At 66.7% G+C, this 19727-nt stretch carries 16 protein-coding genes and 1 tRNA gene; all 17 read right to left on the reverse strand.

The genetic code is table 11. The features are described 5' to 3' along the window. Window positions 1-65: 65 nt before the first annotated feature. Entirely contained in the window at window positions 66-326 is a 261-nt protein-coding gene (gene rpsO, locus ISN38_RS03270; RefSeq protein WP_003467392.1) for a 30S ribosomal protein S15, read from the reverse strand. 216 nt (window positions 327-542) lie between these two features. Continuing rightward, window positions 543-1469, reverse strand: a complete 927-nt coding sequence (gene truB / locus ISN38_RS03275) for a tRNA pseudouridine(55) synthase TruB (protein WP_003467394.1) — start codon at window positions 1467-1469, stop codon at window positions 543-545. A 234-nt stretch (window positions 1470-1703) separates the two neighbouring features. Then, window positions 1704-2105 carry a 30S ribosome-binding factor RbfA gene (gene rbfA / locus ISN38_RS03280; RefSeq protein WP_003467395.1) on the reverse strand — a complete coding sequence of 134 codons (402 nt, stop codon included), beginning with the start codon at window positions 2103-2105 and terminating at the stop codon, window positions 1704-1706. 108 nt (window positions 2106-2213) lie between these two features. Beyond that, complete coding sequence (gene infB / locus ISN38_RS03285; RefSeq protein ID WP_003467396.1) at window positions 2214-4910, reverse strand: translation initiation factor IF-2; 2697 nt, start codon at window positions 4908-4910, stop codon at window positions 2214-2216. Between the two features lie 92 nt (window positions 4911-5002). After that, entirely contained in the window at window positions 5003-6514 is a 1512-nt protein-coding gene (gene nusA, locus ISN38_RS03290; RefSeq protein WP_003467397.1) for a transcription termination factor NusA, read from the reverse strand. Further along, window positions 6511-7137 carry a ribosome maturation factor RimP gene (gene rimP, locus ISN38_RS03295; RefSeq protein ID WP_003467399.1) on the reverse strand — a complete coding sequence of 209 codons (627 nt, stop codon included), beginning with the start codon at window positions 7135-7137 and terminating at the stop codon, window positions 6511-6513. Before rimP ends, nusA begins: the two co-directional genes overlap by 4 nt. Before the next feature lie 205 nt (window positions 7138-7342). Continuing rightward, window positions 7343-7419: transfer RNA gene (locus ISN38_RS03300), tRNA-Met, on the reverse strand. Between the two features lie 210 nt (window positions 7420-7629). Next, the gene (nuoN, locus tag ISN38_RS03305; protein ID WP_003467401.1) at window positions 7630-9105 is read right to left on the reverse strand and encodes an NADH-quinone oxidoreductase subunit NuoN; all 1476 of its coding nucleotides are present in this window, start codon (window positions 9103-9105) and stop codon (window positions 7630-7632) included. A gap of 37 nt (window positions 9106-9142) precedes the next feature. Next, entirely contained in the window at window positions 9143-10645 is a 1503-nt protein-coding gene (locus ISN38_RS03310) for an NADH-quinone oxidoreductase subunit M (protein WP_003467403.1), read from the reverse strand. Between the two features lie 20 nt (window positions 10646-10665). Next, the gene (gene nuoL / locus ISN38_RS03315) at window positions 10666-12810 is read right to left on the reverse strand and encodes an NADH-quinone oxidoreductase subunit L (protein ID WP_058361792.1); all 2145 of its coding nucleotides are present in this window, start codon (window positions 12808-12810) and stop codon (window positions 10666-10668) included. Window positions 12811-12817: 7 nt separating this feature from the next. Next, complete coding sequence (gene nuoK, locus ISN38_RS03320) at window positions 12818-13123, reverse strand: NADH-quinone oxidoreductase subunit NuoK (protein ID WP_047324758.1); 306 nt, start codon at window positions 13121-13123, stop codon at window positions 12818-12820. Continuing rightward, window positions 13120-13770 (reverse strand): NADH-quinone oxidoreductase subunit J, encoded by a 651-nt coding sequence (locus ISN38_RS03325; protein WP_047324757.1) that lies wholly within the window; start codon window positions 13768-13770, stop codon window positions 13120-13122. The genes nuoK and ISN38_RS03325 overlap by 4 nt, the downstream gene beginning before the upstream one ends. 9 nt (window positions 13771-13779) lie before the next feature. Continuing rightward, the gene (nuoI, locus tag ISN38_RS03330) at window positions 13780-14268 is read right to left on the reverse strand and encodes an NADH-quinone oxidoreductase subunit NuoI (protein WP_003467418.1); all 489 of its coding nucleotides are present in this window, start codon (window positions 14266-14268) and stop codon (window positions 13780-13782) included. 3 nt (window positions 14269-14271) lie between these two features. Then, window positions 14272-15363: an NADH-quinone oxidoreductase subunit NuoH gene (gene nuoH, locus ISN38_RS03335; protein WP_009590711.1), complete on the reverse strand. Its 1092-nt coding sequence runs from the start codon at window positions 15361-15363 to the stop codon at window positions 14272-14274. Next, complete coding sequence (gene nuoG, locus ISN38_RS03340; RefSeq protein ID WP_206712063.1) at window positions 15360-17597, reverse strand: NADH-quinone oxidoreductase subunit NuoG; 2238 nt, start codon at window positions 17595-17597, stop codon at window positions 15360-15362. Before nuoG ends, nuoH begins: the two co-directional genes overlap by 4 nt. A 166-nt stretch (window positions 17598-17763) precedes the next feature. Continuing rightward, window positions 17764-19101: an NADH-quinone oxidoreductase subunit NuoF gene (gene nuoF, locus ISN38_RS03345; RefSeq protein ID WP_058363779.1), complete on the reverse strand. Its 1338-nt coding sequence runs from the start codon at window positions 19099-19101 to the stop codon at window positions 17764-17766. Between the two features lie 5 nt (window positions 19102-19106). Next, the gene (gene nuoE / locus ISN38_RS03350; protein ID WP_003467422.1) at window positions 19107-19634 is read right to left on the reverse strand and encodes an NADH-quinone oxidoreductase subunit NuoE; all 528 of its coding nucleotides are present in this window, start codon (window positions 19632-19634) and stop codon (window positions 19107-19109) included. Window positions 19635-19727: the final 93 nt, after the last annotated feature.

The raw sequence follows: 19727 nt of genomic DNA on the forward strand, positions 1-19727 counted from the left end.
CGGGCCACGGTACTACCCAAAACAAAACCGCGGCGCATCACTGCGCCGCGGTAGGGTTCGTTGCCTCAGCGACGCAGGCCGAGCTTCTCGATCAGCGCCTTGTAGCGCTCGCCATCCTTCTTCTTCAGGTAGTCGAGCAGGCTGCGGCGGCGGTTGACCATCTGCAGCAGGCCGCGGCGGCTGTGGTGGTCCTTCTTGTGGGTCTTGAAGTGACCGGTCAGCAGCTCGATGCGCGCGGTCAGCAGGGCGACCTGCACTTCCGGGGAGCCGGTATCGGCGGCGCCGCGCTTGTTTTCTTCGATGACTTTCTGGGTGTCGATGGACATGCGGTGTTTTCTCTTGAGATGCGGGGCCGGCAGGAACGTGCTGATGAGACGCACCGCCTGGCTCGCCGATTGCGAAGGATTGCGCCGGAGCGCAGGGTTGCCGTAAAGGCCGCCGAATTGTACCGGCCCCAGCCCGGACGAACAAGGTGTTAACGCCGCGTCACGGCCAGGCCGGCGACATGACGGCCCGCGCCGGGCCGCGCGGCAGGCCGCGGATCAGAGGTTGAACATGCGCTGCGGCGCCAGCAGCCCGCCGGTATCGACCTGACCCAGCCCCAGCGGCAGGCCGTCGTCGCCGAACACTGCGACCGCGCCCGGCGCCCAGGCGGCATCGCGCAGGCGCTGGCCCATGCGGAAACGCTGCGCCGCAGCAGGGTCCAGGCGCAACGGCGGGAAGTCGACCAGGCCGGCGGCCAGCGGCAGCAGCAGCGCTTCCAAGGCCTGCGGCTCCTGCGCGGCCAGCTGCTGCAGCCGCTCCAGGGTCACCATCTGCGGTTGCCGGAACGGCTCCACCCACAGGCGCCGCAGCCCGGCGATATGCGCGCCGCAGCCCAGCGCCTCGCCCAGGTCGCGGGCCAGGCTGCGGATATAGGTGCCGGAGCCGCAGGCAACGTGCAGGCGCAGGCGCTCGCCCTCGTGGGCGAGCACGTCGATGGCGTGGACCTCGACTTCGCGCTCCGGCGCCTCGATCGCCTCGCCCCGGCGCGCCTTGGCGTACAGCGGCTCGCCACCCTGCTTCAGTGCCGAATAGATCGGCGCGCGCTGGCGGATGCGTCCGCGCAGCGGCGCCAGCGCCGCCTGCAGGGTCGCCGCATCGATCGGCGGCACCGGGCGGGTGCGCAGCACCGCGCCGTCGGCATCGTCGCTGTCGGTGCTCACCCCGAGCACGATCTCGGCTTCATAGGCCTTGGCCGATCCCAGCAGCAGCCCGGCCAGCTTGGTCGCCTCGCCGAAGCATAGCGGCAGCAGGCCGGTGGCCAGCGGATCCAGGCTGCCGGTATGGCCGCCCTTCTCGGCACGGAACAGCCGCCGCGCCGCCTGCAGCGCCGCGTTGGAACTCATGCCGGCCGGCTTGTCGAGCAGCACGATGCCGTCGAGGCGGCGGAAGGAAATGCGGGGCAGTCGGGGGCCGAAGACGGGCATGGAGGGATCGGGACCGGGGACTCGGGACTCGGGACTCGGAAAAGCCGAATCCGGCGTCGGACGGTGAGGCCTGCGATAGTGCAAGCCGGACTTGGGAAATGGCTGCGGAACGGCAGCGGGGAGCGGATGCAATGACGGCAGGCGACGACGCAGGAGCACCGCCATCAATGCAGCCTGCTTGCCGTTCGCCGATGCGGCCGGCATGCCGCCGATGCTCGCGCATCGGACAACCGCTCAGTCCTTGGACGGAGCCGGTTCGCTGTCGCCGTTATCGTCTTCGATGTTCTGCAGTTCCGGCATGTCGCGCAGCAGGGTGTCGATGCGCTCGCCGCGATCGACCGAATCGTCGTAGTGGAAATGCAGTTCGGGCACGTGGCGCAGCTTCATCGCCCGCGCCAGCTCGCTGCGCAGTTGCGGCGCCAGCTCTTTCAGGCCCTTGACCGCTTCGACCGAGCGCTCGGGCAGCAGCGCGGTGACGAACACCTTGGCATGGGCCAGGTCGCGGGTGACCTCGACGTCGGACACGCTGACCGACGGCAGGCCATGATCGCGCACGGCCGAATGCACGATGGTGCCCAGGTCGCGGCGAATCTGCGCGGAAACGCGATCGGTGCGGTGGAAGGATTTTGTGGCCATGGTCCGGGATCTCTTTATGCGGGACTCGGGACTCGGGACTCGGGACTCGGAAAAGCGAAAGCGACAGCTCTTGCTTTTCCGAGTCCCGGAACCCGAGTCCCGGCTACATCACAATGTGCGCTGCACTTCGATGCGCTCGAAGCACTCGATCTGGTCGCCCGGCTTGACGTCGTTGTAGGCCTTCACGCCGATGCCGCACTCGGTGCCGTTGCGCACCTCGTCGACGTTCTCCTTGAAGCGACGCAGCGATTCCAGCTCGCCTTCGAACACCACGGTGTTGTCGCGCAGCACGCGGATCGGCTTGTTGCGCTTGACCACGCCCTCGATAACCATGCAGCCGGCGACCGCGCCGAACTTGGAGCTGCGGAACACGTCGCGCACCTGGGCGGTACCGATGATCTCTTCGCGGATTTCCACGCCGAGCAGACCGGACGCCACCTGCTTCACCTGGTCGATCACATCGTAGATGATCGAGAAGTAACGCAGGTCCACGCCGTTGGTTTCGATGATGCGCCGCGCCGAAGCGTCCGCACGCACATTGAAGCCGATCACCGTGGCCTTGGAGGCCAGCGCCGAGTTCGCATCGGACTCGGTGATGCCGCCGACGCCGGAGTGGATCACGTTGATGCGGATCTGCTCGTTGGACAGCGCCACCAGCGACTGCTTCAGCGCTTCCACCGAACCCTGCACGTCGGCCTTGATCACCAGGTTCAGCGACAGCTGGCCTTCGCCCTTGCCGAGCTGCGACATGATGTCTTCCATGCGGCTGCCCGCCGAGGACACCAGGCGCGACTCGCGGCGCTTGGTTTCGCGCTGCTGCGCCACGTCCTTGGCCAGGCGCTCGTCGTCGACCACAACGAAGTCGTCGCCGGCATCCGGCACGCCGGACAGACCCAGCACCTGCACCGGGATCGACGGACCCGCCTCGGCCGGCTGCCCGCCGGTCTCGTCGAACAGCGCACGCACGCGGCCGTACTGCACGCCGCACACCAGGTAGTCGCCGCGCTTCAGGCTGCCCTGCTGCACCAGCACCGTCGCCACCGGGCCGCGGCCCTTGTCCAGTGAGGATTCGATCACCACGCCGCTGGCGCGGCCGTCGAACACCGCCTTCAGTTCCAGCACTTCGGCCTGCAGCGAAATGGCGTCGAGCAGCGTGTCGATGCCCGTGCCGGTCTTGGCAGAGACTTCGACGAACTGGGTGTCGCCACCGAATTCTTCGGCGACCACGTCCTGCGAGAGCAGTTCGTTCTTGACCCGCAGCGGATCGGCACCGGACTTGTCGATCTTGTTGACCGCCACGATCAGCGGCACGCCGGCCGCCCTGGCGTGCTTGACCGCCTCGATCGTCTGCGGCATCACGCCGTCGTCGGCCGCCACCACCAGCACCACGATGTCGGTCAGCTTGGCGCCGCGCGCGCGCATCGAGGTGAAGGCCGCATGGCCTGGGGTATCCAGAAAGCTGATGACGCCGCGATCGGTTTCGACGTGGTACGCGCCGATGTGCTGGGTGATGCCGCCGGCTTCGCCCGAGGCGACCTTGGTGCGACGGATGTAGTCCAGCAACGAAGTCTTGCCGTGATCGACGTGGCCCATGATGGTGACCACCGGCGGACGCGAGCGCTTCTCGCCCTGCTCGTCCTCGGTATGCGCTAGCAGCGCGTCCTCGGCGTCGGCACTACCCGCGCGCACCGGCTTGTGGCCGAGCTCTTCGGTGATCAGCGCCGCGGTGTCGTGGTCGATGGACTGAGTGATGGTGGCCATCACGCCCATCTTGAACAGCGCCTTGACCACGTCGCCGCCTTTCAGCGCGAGCTTCTGCGCCAGGTCGGCCACGGTGATGGTGTCGCCGATCGCCACTTCGCGCACCACCGGTGCGGTCGGACGCTCGAAGCCATGCGCGCCGCCGCCGCTGCGCGAGGGCTCGGGCTGGCGACGGCCGCCATTGTTGCCGCCGCGCGGCTTGCCGCGCACGTTGGAACGGCGCGCGCGATCGGCGGCGGACAGGTGCAGCTGGCCGGCGAAGCGGCTGGTGCTGTCGTCGTCCTCGACGCCGGCCACCATCACATGCGAGCCACGGGTCTTGTGCTTGTTGCCGGTGTTGTTGCGGTCGTCGCTACGCGGCGCGGCCGGCTTCGGCGGATGGTGCGGCGCGCTGGCCGGACGCGGCGCGCGCGGCGCGGCGGCGGCGCCGGTACCGGCATTCGGTGTCGCAGCGGACACAGGCGTGGCGGCCGCGGCCGGCGGCGCCGACTCGGCTTCCAACGCGGCCTTGCGCTCGGCTTCCACGCGGTCGCGCGCATCCTGCTCGGCCTGGCGCTTGCGCTGGATTTCCTCGGCGCGCGCACGGTCCTGCTCGGCGAGCTTCTGCTGTTCGGCCAGATTGCGCTGCTTGGAGGCTTCAAGCTTGCGCAGGATCTCGGCGCGCTCGTCATCCACCCGTCCGCCCGACGCCATACCCGCCCGCTCGGCAGCCAGATCCTCGGCCGTCTTCACGTAGGTACGCTTCTGCCGGACTTCGACGTTGACCGTGGTCTTGCTGCGACCGGCGCTGACCGTCACTTCCTGCAGCTTGCGCCGGTTCAGGGTGATCTTCTTCGGCGCGGCCTGGGCTTCTTCCTCGACCGGCTTGTCGGTCTTGCCGTGGGTACGGCGCAGGAAGCCGAGCAGCTTCATCTTTTCGGTGCTGGTCACGACCTGATCAGGACCGCTGAACTTCATTCCGGCCTCGGCCAGTTGAACCAGCAGTTTATCGACCGGCGTATTCACCAGTTCGGCCAGCTTGCGGATGGTGGTTTGCTGCGACATTCGGATCCTATGATCTGGTTGGCGCCCCCTCGCGTGCGAAGGTAGCGCGGATTCTAAGCCCTGATCGGTTCAGGGCGGCATTCATCGCTGACTCATTCGCCGCGTTCCAATCGGGCGATCTCCTCGGCACGGGCTGCCAGGATGAGCGCAGCGGCGCGCTCCTGGTCCACATCCTCGATGCCGAATTCGAGGATTTCGTCCGCAGCCAGATCCGACAGGTCCTCGCTGGTCCGCACGCCATGGCTGGCCAGCGCGTAGGCGGTGGCCTCGTCCATGCCTTCCAGCGAAAGCAAATCCGCCGCCGGCACGCCGCTGTCGTCGCTTTCCTCGGCGGCCAGCGCCTCGTTGAGCAACGCATCGCGCGCGCGGGCGCGCAGCTCTTCGACGATGTCCTCGTCGAAGCCTTCCACCGCCAGCAACTCGCCGACCGGCACGTAGGCGATTTCCTCGACCGAGTTGAAGCCCTCGGCGACCAGGATCGCGGAGATTTCCTCGTCCACTTCCAGCTTGTCCATGAACAGCTGGCGGGCGACGGTCTGCTCGGCCTCGGACTTGGCCGCGACCTGCTCGGCGGTCATCACGTTGAGCTGCCAACCGGTCAGGCGGCTGGCCAGGCGCACGTTCTGCCCGCCCTTGCCGATCGCCTGCGCCAGCCGGTCTTCGGCCACCGCCAGGTCCATCGAGTGCTTTTCCTCATCGACGATGATCGACTGCACTTCGGCCGGCGCCATCGCGTTGATGACGAAATTGGCCGGGTTGTCGTTCCACAGCACGATGTCCACGCGCTCGCCGTTGAGCTCGTTGGACACCGCCTGCACGCGCGAACCGCGCATGCCGATGCAGGCGCCGATCGGATCGGTGCGGGTGTCGTGCGCCAGCACCGCGATCTTGGCGCGGTCGCCCGGATCGCGCGCGCAGGCCTTGATCTCGACCAGGCCCTGGCCCACTTCCGGCACTTCCAGCTTGAACAGCTCGATCATGAATTCCGGCGCGGCACGGCTGATGAACAGCTGCGGGCCACGCGGCTCCGAGCGCACTTCGGCCAGGTAGCCGCGCACGCGGTCGCCGGCGCGCAGCACGTCGCGCGGGATGCCCTTGTCCTTGGGAATGAAGGCCTCGGCGTTGCCGCCCAGATCGACATAGATGTTGCCGCGCTCGGCGCGCTTGACCACGCCGGTGACCAGCTCGCCGATGCGATCCTTCCACGCGTCCACCACCTGCTGGCGCTCGGCCTCGCGCACGCGCTGCACGATCACTTGCTTGGCGGCCTGCGCGGCAATGCGCCCGAAATCCGGGTTCTCGATCTGCTCTTCGATGTAGTCGCCGACGTCCACGCCTTCGGCTTCGTCGACCGCGTCCATCAGGCGGATCTGCCGGTCCGGCGATTCCATCACCACGTCGTCGGCCACCACTTCCCAGCGGCGGTAGGTTTCGTAATTGCCGTCCTTGTGATCGATGGTGACGCGCGTCAGCACGTCCTGATCGGGGTAGCGCTTCTTCGCCGCCGAGGCCAGGGCGGCCTCGATCGCGTCGAAGATCACTTCGCGCGGCACGCCTTTTTCGTTGGCGACCGCGTCGACTACCAGCAACAGTTCCTTGCTCATTGTTTCGCTCCGCGCGCAGCCTTGTCGGCCGCCGGTTCGTTGGATGGTTTCTTATTGGATTTTGCGGTCTTGCCGGCCGGCTTGGGAACCTTGCCCGGCGGCTTGGGCGTCTTGCCCGGCTTGGTCGGCGCCAGGCCCAGCGCCGCCCAGTCGGGCAGGATCCGTGCCTTGTCGATATTGTCGAAGTCCACCGCCAGTTCGGCGCCGTCGACGTCGAACACGATGCGGCCGGCGTCCACGTCCGCGTGGACGATGCGCCCCTGCAGGCGCCGGCGGCCCTGCTGCGGCAGCTTCAACACCAGCTTGGCCGACTCGCCCTGATGGCGCGCGAACTGCGCGGCAGTGAACAGCAGACGGTCCACGCCGGGCGAAGACACTTCCAGCGTGTAGTTGCCGCTGATCGGATCTTCCACGTCCAGCTGCGCCGACACTTCGCGGCTGACCCGCTCGCAATCGTCGATGTTGACGATGCGCTCGGGCTGTTCGGCCAGCGGCACATCGATATACAGGCGCAGCGTGGCAGAGCCTGGGGCCGGCAGGTATTCCGCCCCCAGCAGTTCCAGGCCCAACGCGTCCACGGTCGGGCCCAGCAGATTCGCGATTTCGTTTGCCTTGTCGCTCACAGCCTGCCTTGCATCTGAATGAAGAAAATTCGGTCCTGGCGGTTTTCCGGACCCCGGAAACGACGAAGGGCCCTTTGGGCCCCTTGTCCGGTACGACTCCGGTCACGCTGGATTCCGGTTGCAAAGACGGGAACATGCATCTTCGCAAAGCCCAGATTTCGCTACCGCAGGCAACCGGTGAACTGGTTGCCGCCGTAGAAAAATATGGTAGCGGGGGCAGGATTTGAACCTGCGACCTTCGGGTTATGAGCCCGACGAGCTGCCAGACTGCTCCACCCCGCAGCAGAAGCGGAATTATGAAGAATCAGCGCGATGATTGCAAGCCCTGATTTTCATCCGACCCGGTGGCGATGCCGCCGGTCTTCGAGCGACATGATAACCGCAAGCGACCGAAAGCGGAAGACCGATAGCATCCATCGATGCACAAACGACAACGCCGCCACGTTGGCGGCGTCGTTGCAAACAGCGTGAAAACCGCGCTTTCGCGCGCGCTCAGGCCAGGTGTGCGAAAGCGCGCTGGCACCACGCCATCAGCGGGCTCCAGGCCAGGCCCAGCGCCAGCAAACCGATCGCATTGACACCGAGCACCACACCGAGCACGCGATCGTCGTTGGCCGGCAACGGCTCGCCGACCGGCTCGTCGAAATACATCACCTTGATCACGCGCAGGTAGTAGAACGCACCGATCACCGCGCACAGCACAGACAGGATCGCCAGGCCGGTCCACCACAGGTTGTCGGTCGGCACCGCGAGCACCGCGCCGAGCACCGCCAGCTTGGCCCAGAAGCCCAGGAACGGCGGCACGCCTGCCAGCGACGCCATGATGCACAGCACCAGCAGCGCCATCCACGGGTTGCGCGCGTTCAGGCCCTTGAAGTCGTCGATGTGCTCGGCCTCGAAGCCCTTGCGCGACATCGCGATGATCGCGCCGAACGAGGCGGTGGACATCACCGCATAGCAGATCGCATAGAACAGCGCTGCCGCATAGCCGCGCTCGCCGCCGCCGGCCACGCCCAGCAGCAGGAAGCCGATGTGCGAGACGGTCGAGTACGCCAGCATGCGCTTGAGGTTGCTCTGCGCCAGCGCCATCAGGTTGCCGACCAGCAGCGACAGCGCCGCCAGCCCGCCGATCACCCAATGCCACTGCTCGGCCAGCGGGCCGACGCCCACTTCCAGTAGCCGGTAGGCCATGCCGAACGCGGCCAGCTTGGATGCCGAGCTGATGAACAGCGCGACCGGCGCCGGCGCCCCCTGGTATACGTCGGGCAGCCACATATGGAAGGGCGCGGCGCCGAGCTTGAAGGCCACGCCGGCGATCATGAAGATGGTGCCGGTCAGCAGCAGGGTGCGCTCCTGGGTGGACCCGATCGCCTCATGGATGCCGGCCAGGCTCAGCGTGCCGGTGGCGCCGTAGATCAGCGACATGCCGTACAGCAGCAGGCCCGAGGCCAGCGAGCCGAGCACGATGTACTTCATCGCCGCCTCCGTGGCCATGCCGTTGTCGCGGTTCGACGCGACCAACGCGTACGAGCACAGCGCCAGCAGTTCCAGGCCCAGGTACACCATCAGCAGGCTGCCGGCCGAGACCAGGATCATCATGCCGACCGTGGCGAACAGCACCAGCACCGGGATCTCGCCCTGGTACAGCTTGCGTTCGCGCAGGTAGCTCCAGCCGTAGATCAGGGTCAGCGCGCTGAGTCCGACGATCACCGTCTTCATCACGTCGGCGGCGGCGTCGCGCACGAACATGCCGTTGAACACTTCGCCCTGCCCGCCCACGCCGGCGAGCAGCATCGCGAACACCGCGACCAGGATCGCCACCGAGACGATATGGGTCCAGACCTTGTTGCGCTCGCTGACGAACAGATCGAGCATCAGCAGGGCGAAGGCGCCGGCGGTCAGCACCAGCTCGGGGAGCAGGGGCGGTAGGTCGACGGCGGTCAGGGGCAGTAGCGCAGGGGTGGTCATCATCAACTCTCTGGAATCATTTCGCTCGACGGCCCGATTACAGCTTGCTGGTGGCGATCTGCGCCGCCAGCTTTGCGATCGAGGGTTCCATCAGGTCGGTCAGCGGTTTCGGATACAGGCCCAGGACCAGCACGCCCACCGCGAACACGCCCAGCACCAGCGCCTCGCGGCCGTTGATGTCCTTGAGCGCGGCCACGTGCGCGTTGGCCACTTCGCCGAAGAACACGCGCCGGTACAGCCACAGGGTATAGGCGGCGGTGATCACCAGGGTGGTGCCGGCACCGACCGCGAGCAGCGGGTGCGCCTGGAAGCTGGCCATGATCACCATGAACTCGCCGACGAAACCGCTGGTGCCCGGCAGGCCGGCATTGGCCATGAAGAACAGCATCGCGAACGCGGCGAACCACGGCATCACGTTGGCCACGCCGCCGTAGTCGGCGATGCGGCGGGTATGCATGCGGTCGTAGAGCACGCCGACGCAGGAGAACATTGCCCCGGACACGAAGCCGTGCGAGATCATCTGCACCATCGCGCCCTGCAGGCCAAGCCGCGCCGCATCGGTGCTGCCGAAGCCGACCAGGGCGAAGGCGACGAAGATGCCCAGGGTGACGAAGCCCATGTGCGCGATCGACGAATACGCGATCAGCTTCTTCATGTCGTCCTGCACCAGGGCGACCAGCCCGACGTAGATCACCGCGATCAGCGACAGCGCGATCACCAGCCAGGCCCACTCGTTGCTGGCGTCGGGCAGGATCGGCAGGTTGAAGCGCAGGAAGCCGTAGCCGCCGATCTTCAGCGCGATCGCGGCCAGGATCACCGAACCGGCGGTCGGCGCCTCGACGTGCGCGTCCGGCAGCCAGGTGTGCACCGGGAACATCGGCACCTTGACCGCGAACGCGATCAGGAACGCGAAGAACAGCCAGGTCTGTTCCTTGGAGGTCAGCGACAGCTGGTACAGGTCGGCGAGCTGGAAGCTGCCGCCCTTCAGGTACAGGTAGATCAACCCGACCAGCATCAGCACCGAGCCGAGGAAGGTGTACAGGAAGAACTTGACCGCGGCGTAGATGCGGCGCGGGCCGCCCCAGATGCCGATGATGAGGAACATCGGGATCAGCATCGCCTCGAAGAACACGTAGAACAGCATCGCGTCGGTGGCGGCGAAGATGCCGACGGTGACGCCTTCCAGGATCAGGAACGCGGCCACGTACTGGTTGACCCGCTTCTCGATCGAGGTCCAGGCGCCGATCAGCGCCAGCACCGTGACCAGCGTGGTCAGCACGATCAGCGCCACCGCGATGCCGTCGGCGCCGAGGTTGTAGCCGATGTCGTAGGCCGGGATCCACGCATGGGTCTCGACGAACTGCAGCGCGTCGCTGGCGTAGTCGAAACCGGTGAGCAGCGGGATGCTCAGCGCGAAGGTCAGCAACGCGACCAGCAGCGACGCCCAGCGCGCCGCCTTGGCGTCGCGCAGCGCGAGGATCAGCACGCCACCGAGGATCGGCAGCCAGATCAGGAGAGTAAGTAAGGGCCAGTTCGACACGTGTTCTTAGTCCGTACAGGTCAACGCCAGAAATGCATCAGCACGCCCAACAGGGCAATGAGGCCGATGATCATCGCGAAGGCGTAGTGATAGAGGAAACCGGATTGCGTGCGACGCAGCAGATTGGCCGCCAGGTCGATCACGCGCGCGGTGCCGTTGACCATGACGCCGTCCACGACATGCGTATCCACCGCACGCGACACCTTGCCGAGGCCGAGACCGGCGCCGGCGAAGCCGTTGATCCAGAGCTTGTCGAAACCGTACTTGTTCTCCAGGATCCATACCGGCAGCGAGAACGTCTTGCGCGCCTTCGCCGCCAGCTCGGGCTTCCACAGGTACAGGATCCAGGCCAGGGCGAAGCCGGCCAGGGTCAGGAAGAACGGCGGCTGGGTCAGGCCGTGCAGCGCGAACGCGACCGGGCCGTGGAACTCCTCGGCCAGCGCGCCGACGCTGTCGCGCGCCGGGTTGTAGAAGTCGATGATGCCGCTGAAGAAACCGACCGCCTGGCCCTTGATCGCCACCGCGGCGTGGTGCCCCGCCCAATCGGTGCCGAACAGCATCGGGCCGATGGTGAAGAAGCCGATCGCGATCGACGGGATCGCCAGCAGCACCAGCGGCACCGTCACCACCCACGGCGACTCATGCGGCTCGTGCACGCCGTGGCCGTGACCATGCTCGTCGTGCGCGTGCTCGTCGTGCGCATGCGTAGCGTGCGCGTCGGCATGCGCGCTGTCGTGGTGCGCGTGCGCGTCGCGGAAGCGTTCCTTGCCGTGGAAAGTCAGGAACAGCAGGCGGAAGCTGTAGAAACTGGTGATCAGCACGCCGCCGAGCACCGCCCAGTAGCCGTAGGTGGCGATCCAGTTGTGCGACGTATGCGCATGGTGCGCGGCCGCCTCGATGATCGTGTCCTTGGAATAAAAACCGGCGAAGAACGGGGTGCCGACCAGGGCCAGGGTGCCGATCACGCTGGTCCAGTAGGTGACCGGCATGTACTTGCGCAGGCCGCCCATCTTGCGCATGTCCTGCTCATGGTGCATGCCGATGATCACCGAGCCGGCGGCCAGGAACAGCAGCGCCTTGAAGAAGGCGTGGGTCATCAGGTGGAACACCGCCGCCGAGTACGCCGACACGCCCAGCGCCACGGTCATGTAGCCCAGCTGCGACAGCGTCGAATAGGCGACCACGCGCTTGATGTCGTTCTGCACGATGCCGATCAGGCCGGTGAAGAACGCGGTGGTGGCGCCGACGAACAGCACGAAGTCCAGCGCGGTCTGCGATAGTTCGAACAGCGGCGACATGCGCGCCACCATGAAGATGCCGGCGGTGACCATGGTCGCGGCGTGGATCAGCGCCGAGATCGGGGTCGGGCCTTCCATCGAGTCGGGCAACCACACGTGCAGCGGCACCTGCGCCGACTTGCCCATCGCGCCGATGAACAGGCAGATGCAGATGATCGTCGCCACGTTCCACGGGTGGCCCTGGAACAGCTGCACCTGGGCCAGGCCGCCGGCCGCCTCGCTGCCGAGCACGGCGGTGGCGTTGGCGAACACGGTGGAATAGTCCAGCGAGCCGAACCACAGCAGCACGCCGGCGATGCCGAGGATGAAACCGAAGTCGCCGACGCGGTTGACCAGGAACGCCTTCATGTTGGCGAACACCGCGCTCGGGCGCTTGAACCAGAAGCCGATCAGCAGGTACGACACGAGGCCCACCGCTTCCCAGCCGAAGAACAGCTGCAGGAAGTTGTTGCTCATCACCAGGCTCAGCATCGAGAAGGTGAACAGCGAGATGTAGCTGAAGAAGCGCTGGTAGCCCGGATCGTCGGCCATGTAGCCGATGGTGTAGATGTGCACGAGCAGCGACACGAAGGTCACCACCACCATCATCATCGCGGTCAGCCGATCGACCATGAAGCCGGCGTGCGCCGCGTAATGGCCGACCTCGAAGAAGGTGTACAGGTTCTGGTTGAAGGGCGCCGCGCCCTGCCCGACCAGCTGGTAAAGGGTCCAGCACGACAACGCGCAGCTGACCGCCACACCGAGGATGGTGACCAGCTGGGCGCCCTTGCGGCCGACCTGGCGGCCGAACAGGCCGGCGATGATGCTGCCGAGCAGCGGTGCGAGCACCACGGCGATCAGCAGACTCTTGGAGAGAGTGATTTCCATCTACGGGTCAGCCCTTCAGCGAATCGACTTCGGCCACGTTGATCGTGTGGCGGGTACGGAACAGCGTCACCAGGATCGCGAGACCGATGGCGGCCTCGGCCGCGGCCACGGTGAGGATGAAGAACACGAACAGCTGACCGGCGGGGTCGCCGAGCTGGCGCGAGAACGCGACGAAGTTGATGTTGACCGACAGCAGCATCAGTTCGATCGACATCAGCAGCACGATGACGTTCTTGCGGTTGAGGAAGATGCCCGCCAGGCTGATGCAGAACAGCACCGCGCCGAGCGCCAGCATGTGGCCTAGGGTGATCATGGCTGGCCCTCCTGCGGTGCCGGCGCCTGGGTGTGCAGCGTGGGCCTTTCGGCCTGCATCTTGACCATGCGCAGCCGGTCGCCGGCCTTGACCCGCGCCTGCTCGCCGGGATTCTGGGTCTTGATGCCGGTGCGCTTGCGCAAAGTCAGCATCACCGCGGCCACCACCGCCACGGTCAGGATGATCGCGGCGAATTCGAACGGCAGCAGGAACTGGGTGAACAGCGCCTTGGCCAGCCATGTGATGTTGGAGCTGTCGGCCGCCTGCGCGGCGGCATTGTCGGCCGGGAACGGCGCAGCGGTGCGCGCCTTGACCCCGATCAGGGTGACCATCTGCACCAGCATCGCCACCGCCACCAGCAAGCCGACCGGCAGGTAGCGCACCCAGCCCTGGCGCAGCCGCGCGGTATCGATGTCGAGCATCATCACCACGAACAGGAACAGCACCATCACCGCGCCGACGTAGACCAGCACCAGGGTCACACCGAGGAACTCGGCGCCCACCAGCAGCCACACGCAGGCGATGGAGAAGAAGGTCAGGATCAGGCACAGCACCGCATACACGGAGTTGCGCACGCTGATCACTGCGCCGGCGGAGACCGCAGCGATGCTGGCGAAGATCCAGAACGCGATATTTACCCAATCCATTTCAGAACCTCAGCGGAAGGCGGCGTCGGCGGCGCGGCGCTCGGCGATCTCGGCTTCGAGCCGGTCTCCGATCGCCAGCAGCTGCGGCTTGGTGACGATGTTCTCGCCGCGGTTCTCGAAGTGGTACTCGAGCACGTGGGTTTCCACGATCGAGTCCACCGGACAGCTTTCCTCGCAGAAACCGCAGTAGATGCACTTGAACAGGTCGATGTCGTAGCGCGTGGTGCGGCGGGTGCCGTCCTCGCGCTTGGCCGAATCGATGGTGATCGCCAACGCCGGGCATACCGCCTCGCACAGCTTGCAGGCGATGCAGCGTTCCTCGCCATTGGGATAGCGGCGCAGCGCGTGCAGGCCGCGGAAGCGCACCGACTGCGGGAACTTCTCCATCGGGTACAGCACGGTGTACTTGGGACGGAACGTGTACTTCAGGGTCAGCCACAGGCCGCCGAGCAGCTCCAGCAGCAGCAGGCTCTTGAAGTAATGGGTGACTTTATTCATCGCTTACACGCCTTTGTGGATCACGCCGTAGAACACCATCAATGCCGTCACCGCGATCCACACGATCGTCAGCGGGATGAACACCTTCCAGCCCAGGCGCATGATCTGGTCATAGCGGTAGCGCGGGAAGCTGGCGCGGAACCAAATGTACGCGCTGGCGAAGAACAAGACCTTCATCAGCAGCCACGGCCAGCCGCCGGTCCAGATCCAGTTGATCCACGGCGAGATGTCCGCCGTGACCCAGCCCTGGAGCGGGCTCAGCCAGCCGCCCAGGAAGAAGATCGAGACCAGGAAACTGACCAGGATCATGTTGGCGTATTCGGCCAGGAAGAACAGCGCGAACGCGCCGCCCGAATACTCGACCATGTGCCCGGCGACGATTTCCGACTCGCCCTCGACCACGTCGAACGGCGCGCGGTTGGTCTCGGCCACGCCGGACACCCAGTACACGATGAACAGCGGGAACAGCGGTACCAGGAACCAGTCGAAGAAGCCGGAGTTGCCGGCCTGCGCGGCCACGATCGTGCTCAGGTTGAGGCTGCCGGCGGCGATCATCACCCCGACCAGGGCGAAGCCCATCGCGATCTCGTAGCTGACCACCTGCGCGGCCGAGCGCATCGCGCCCAGGAACGCGTACTTGGAGTTGGACGCCCAGCCGGCCAGGATGATGCCGTACACGCCCAGCGAGGTCATCGCCAGCAGGTACAGCAGGCCGGCGTTGGCGTTGGACAGCACCAGCTTGGCGTCGAACGGCACCACCGCCCAGGCCGCGAACGCCGGCGCCAGGGTGATCAGCGGCGCGATCACGAACATCGCCTTGTGCGAACTGCTGGGCTGGATGATTTCCTTGAACAGCAGCTTGAACACGTCGGCGAAGGCCTGGAAGATGCCCATGCCCACGTACATCGGCCCATGGCGCACGTGCATCCAGCCGATCAGCTTGCGTTCCCAGACCACGTAGAACGCCACCGAGATGATCACCGGCATGGTGATCAGCAGGATCTTCAGCACGATCCATAGGACCACGCCGATCGCGCCCAGGCCGACGAACCACTGGTGCAGCGGATCGACCACGTTCAACAGCATCTCGTTCATGCAGCCACCACCGTTACCCGGCCGGCACCGATCGGCGCCGTCGCCCCATGGCCGGATTCGATCCAGGCCACCCCTGCCGCGACGCGCGGATCCAGCACCACCGGCAGCGTCGCGTTGCCGACGGCGTTGCCGACCTTGACCACCTGCCCGGCGGCCACGCCCAGTTGCGCGGCATGCTCGGGATGCAGGCGGATCGCCGGCGCGTCGTTGAGCGGATGCGCCTGCAGTGCGGGCGCACGGCGCACCACCGCATCGGTGCGGTAGATCGCCGGCGTCGCCGCCACTTCGATGCCCTCGCCCGCCGCCGCGCTCTGCGCCGAACCGCGCAGGCTCACGCTGCGCGGCTGCACGCCGGCACGCAGGCCGGCCAGGTCGGTGAAGTCGAAGCCGGCCAGCTGCAATTCGCCACCGAGCGCACGCAGCACCCGCCAGCCTTCGCGCGCCTGGTCCGGCAGCTTGCCGGCGGCACGCGCGAGTTGCTCGACGCCGTCCAGGTTGGTCAGCGTCGCGTCGATTTCCGGCAGCGCGCCGATCGGCAGGATCACGTCGGCCACATCGCGGGTGGAGGCGCAGGCGAACTGGCTGAACGCCAGCACCTTGGCCGCGCCCAGCGCGGCGCGCGCGGCACCGGCATCGGCGAAGTCCAGGCCCGGCTCGATGCCGTACAGCACATAGGCGCTGCGCGGCTCGGCGAACATGCCGGCCACGTCGCGCGCGCTCGGCAGCACGCCCAGCCTGGCCAGGCCGACCGCATTGGCGCCCTGCGGCACGCGGCACAGCGCCGCGCCGGTGGCGGCAGCGAAGTCGCGCGCGGCGGCGCGCAGCGCGGCGGCCTGCGGATGGTTCTCGACCAGCGCGCCGACGATCAGCACCGCACGCCCGCCCGCGCCCTGCACCGCCTCGCGCAACGCCGCATCGGCGAGCGCGGCGGCGAAGCCGGACGGCGCCACGATCTGCTTGCCGGCCTGGTCGAAGGCGAAATCGAAATCGACCGGATTGATCGAATACACGCGCGCCTGGCGCTGCATCCGCGCCTTGCGGATACGCGCGTGCAGCAGCGGCAGCTCCTGGCGCAGGTTGCTGCCCAGCACCACGATCACGTCGGCCTGCTCGATCTGCGCCAGCGGCACCGCGAACGGCTCGGCCACGGCGGCATCGGAGAAATCGCGGTTGCCGATGCGGTGGTCCAGGTTGCCGCTGCCCAGGCCATCGGCCAGGCGCGCCAGCAAGGCGCCTTCCTCGTTGGAGGTGGCCGGGTGCGCGAGCACGCCCAGCGCATCGCCACGGTGGGTCTTCAGGATCTCGACCGCCGCGGCCAGGCCATCGGCCCAGGACACTTGCTGCCACTGCCCGTCGATCTTGCGCAGCGGCCGCGTGGCGCGGTCGGCGGCGTACAGGCCTTGGTGCGAATAGCGGTCGCGGTCGGACAGCCAGCACTCGTTGACGGCATCGTTGTCGCGCGGCACGGTGCGCAGCACTTCGCCGCGGCGCACGTGCAGGAACAGGTTGGAGCCCATCGCGTCGTGATAGCCGAGCGATTCGCGCGCGGTCAGTTCCCACGGACGCGCACGGAACTGGAACACCTTGTTGGTCAGCGCGCCGACCGGGCACACGTCGATGACATTGCCCGACAGTTCGGTGGTCAGCGGCTTGCCGTCGTAGGTGCCGATCTGCAGGTTCTCGCCGCGGTACATGCCGCCCAGCTCGTAGGTGCCGGCGATGTCCGCGGTGAAGCGCACGCAGCGCGTGCACTGGATGCAGCGGGTCATCTCGGTGGCGACCAGCGGGCCGATGTCCTCGTCGGCCACCACGCGCTTGCGCTCGTTGAAGCGGCTGACCGAACGGCCGTAGCCCAGCGACACGTCCTGCAGTTCGCACTCGCCGCCCTGATCGCAGATCGGGCAATCCAGCGGGTGGTTGATCAGCAGGAATTCCATCACGCTGCGCTGGTACTTCAGCGCCTTCTCGCTGCGCGTGGCGACCTTCATGCCGTCCATCACCGGCGTCGCGCAGGCGGGCGACGGCTTCGGCGACTTCTCCACGTCGACCAGGCACATGCGGCAGTTGGCCGCGATCGGCAGCTTCTCGTGGTAGCAAAAGCGCGGGATCGCAATGCCAGCCTTGTCGGCGGCCTGGATGATCATCGACCCCTTGGGCACGACCAGGGACTGGCCGTCGATCTCGACGGTCACGTGGTCCGGCGGGACGTTGGGATTGGCGGGTTGGGCGCTCATGCGGCGGCTCCCGTCGGGACTCGGGACTCGGGACTCGGGACTCGTGCGACAAAGGAACGCACACGTCCCGTGTTGATGACGGGATAAACAACGACGCTCGCCGCCTGTGGCAACGCCGGCTTTCCGAGTCCCGAGTCCCGGGTCCCGAGTCCCGCACTAAACACATTCATGCCGCCACTCCCAACCGGGCATCGACCATGGATCGCCCATTCACGATGTAGTACTCGAATTCGTCCCAGAACTGGCGCAGGAAGCCCTGGATGGGCCATGCCGCCGCTTCGCCGAACGCGCAGATGGTGTGGCCTTCGATCTGGCCGGCGACGGTGCGCAACTGGTGCAGGTCTTCCATCGTGGCCTTGCCGGCGACGATGCGCTCGAGCACGCGGTGCATCCAGCCGGTGCCTTCGCGGCACGGGGTGCACTGGCCGCAGGATTCCTTGTGGAAGAACTGCGAGATGCGGCAGGCGAACTTGACGCAGCACACGCTGTCGTCGAGCACCACGATGGCGCCCGAGCCCAGGCCGGTACCCAGCGCGCGCAGGGTGTCGTAGTCCATCTGCAGGCCCTTGAGCTGCTCGGCCTTCAGCACCGGCATCGACACGCCGCCGGGGACTGCGCCCTTCAGCGTGCGGCCCGGCTTGAGGCCGCCGGCCATCTCCAGCAGTTCGTCGAAGGTGGTACCCAGCGGCACCTCGAAGTTGCCGCCCTTCTGCACGCAGCCGGACACCGAGAAGACCTTCGGCCCGCCGTTCTTGGTCTTGCTCAGGCCCAGGAACCATTCCGGCCCGTTGCGGATGATCGCCGGCACCGAGGCGTAGGTCTCGGTGTTGTTGATCGTCGACGGCTTGCCGTACAGGCCGAAGTTGGCCGGGAACGGCGGCTTGTAGCGCGGCTGGCCCTTCTTGCCTTCCAGCGACTCCATCAGCGCGGTCTCTTCGCCGCAGATGTAGGCGCCGGCGCCCAGCGCGCCGTAGATGTCGATGTCCACGCCGCTGCCGAGCACGTTCTTGCCCAGCCAGCCGTTGCTGTAGGCATCGGCCAGGGCCTGCTCGAAGTGCTCGAACGGCTCGTGGTGGAACTCGCCGCGCAGGTAGTTGTAGCCGACCGTGCTGCCGGTGGCGTAGCAGGCGATGGCCATGCCCTCCACCACCGAATGCGGGTTGTAGCGCAGGATGTCGCGGTCCTTGCAGGTGCCCGGCTCGGACTCGTCCGAGTTGCACAGGATGTATTTCTGCGGCGCGCCCTTGGGCATGAACGACCACTTCAGGCCAGTCGGGAAACCTGCGCCGCCGCGGCCGCGCAGGTTGGACTGCTTGACCATCTCGATCACATGCTCCGGCGCGATCTTCTCTTCGAGGATCTTGCGCAGCGCGGCGTAGCCACCGGACTTCAGGTAGCTCTCGTACGACCACGGGGTGTCGTAGTGCAGCGTGGTCAGGACCACCTGGTGCGGATGCGGCGCGGGGCCGACCGGACCGGTGGGAGCGTGGGGATGCTGTGCCATTGCCGTTACTCCAACCCGTCCAGCAGCGCGTCGACCTTGTCCTTGGTCAAGTGCTCGTGATAGTGGCCGTTGATCACCATCATCGGTGCGCCGGCGCAACCGGCCAGGCATTCTTCTTCGCGCTTGAGATAGACGCGGCCATCGGCGGTGGACTGGCCCAGCTTGCAGCCGAGCTTCTTCTCCGCATGCGCGACCAGATCCTCGGCGCCGTTGAGCCAGCAACTGATGTTGGTGCAGAAGGCGACGTTGTTGCGGCCGACCTTCTCGGTCTCGAACATCGAGTAGAAGCTGGCGACCTCGTAGGCCCACACCGGCGGCAGCTCCAGATACTTGGCCACGCCGACGATCAATTCGTCGGTCAGCCAGCCCTGGTTCTGCTCCTGCGCGGCGTGCAGGCCCTGCAGCACGGCCGAACGCTTGCGGTCGGGCGGGAACTTGGCCAGCCAGTGATCGATGTGCGCGCGCGTCTTGTCGCTCAGCACCACCATCGGATCGACGTCGCGCGCCGTTTCGAAATTACCTGTTGCTTTCATGCGTGGAGCTCCGGGACTCGGGACTCGGGACTCGGGACTCGCAAGAGCCCGCGTCCGCCAGTATCCGAACCATGAGAAAGAACAACCGCTTTT

The sequence above is a fragment of the Xanthomonas translucens pv. undulosa genome, from assembly GCF_017301775.1.
Taxonomy (GTDB): Bacteria; Pseudomonadota; Gammaproteobacteria; order Xanthomonadales; family Xanthomonadaceae; genus Xanthomonas_A; species Xanthomonas_A translucens.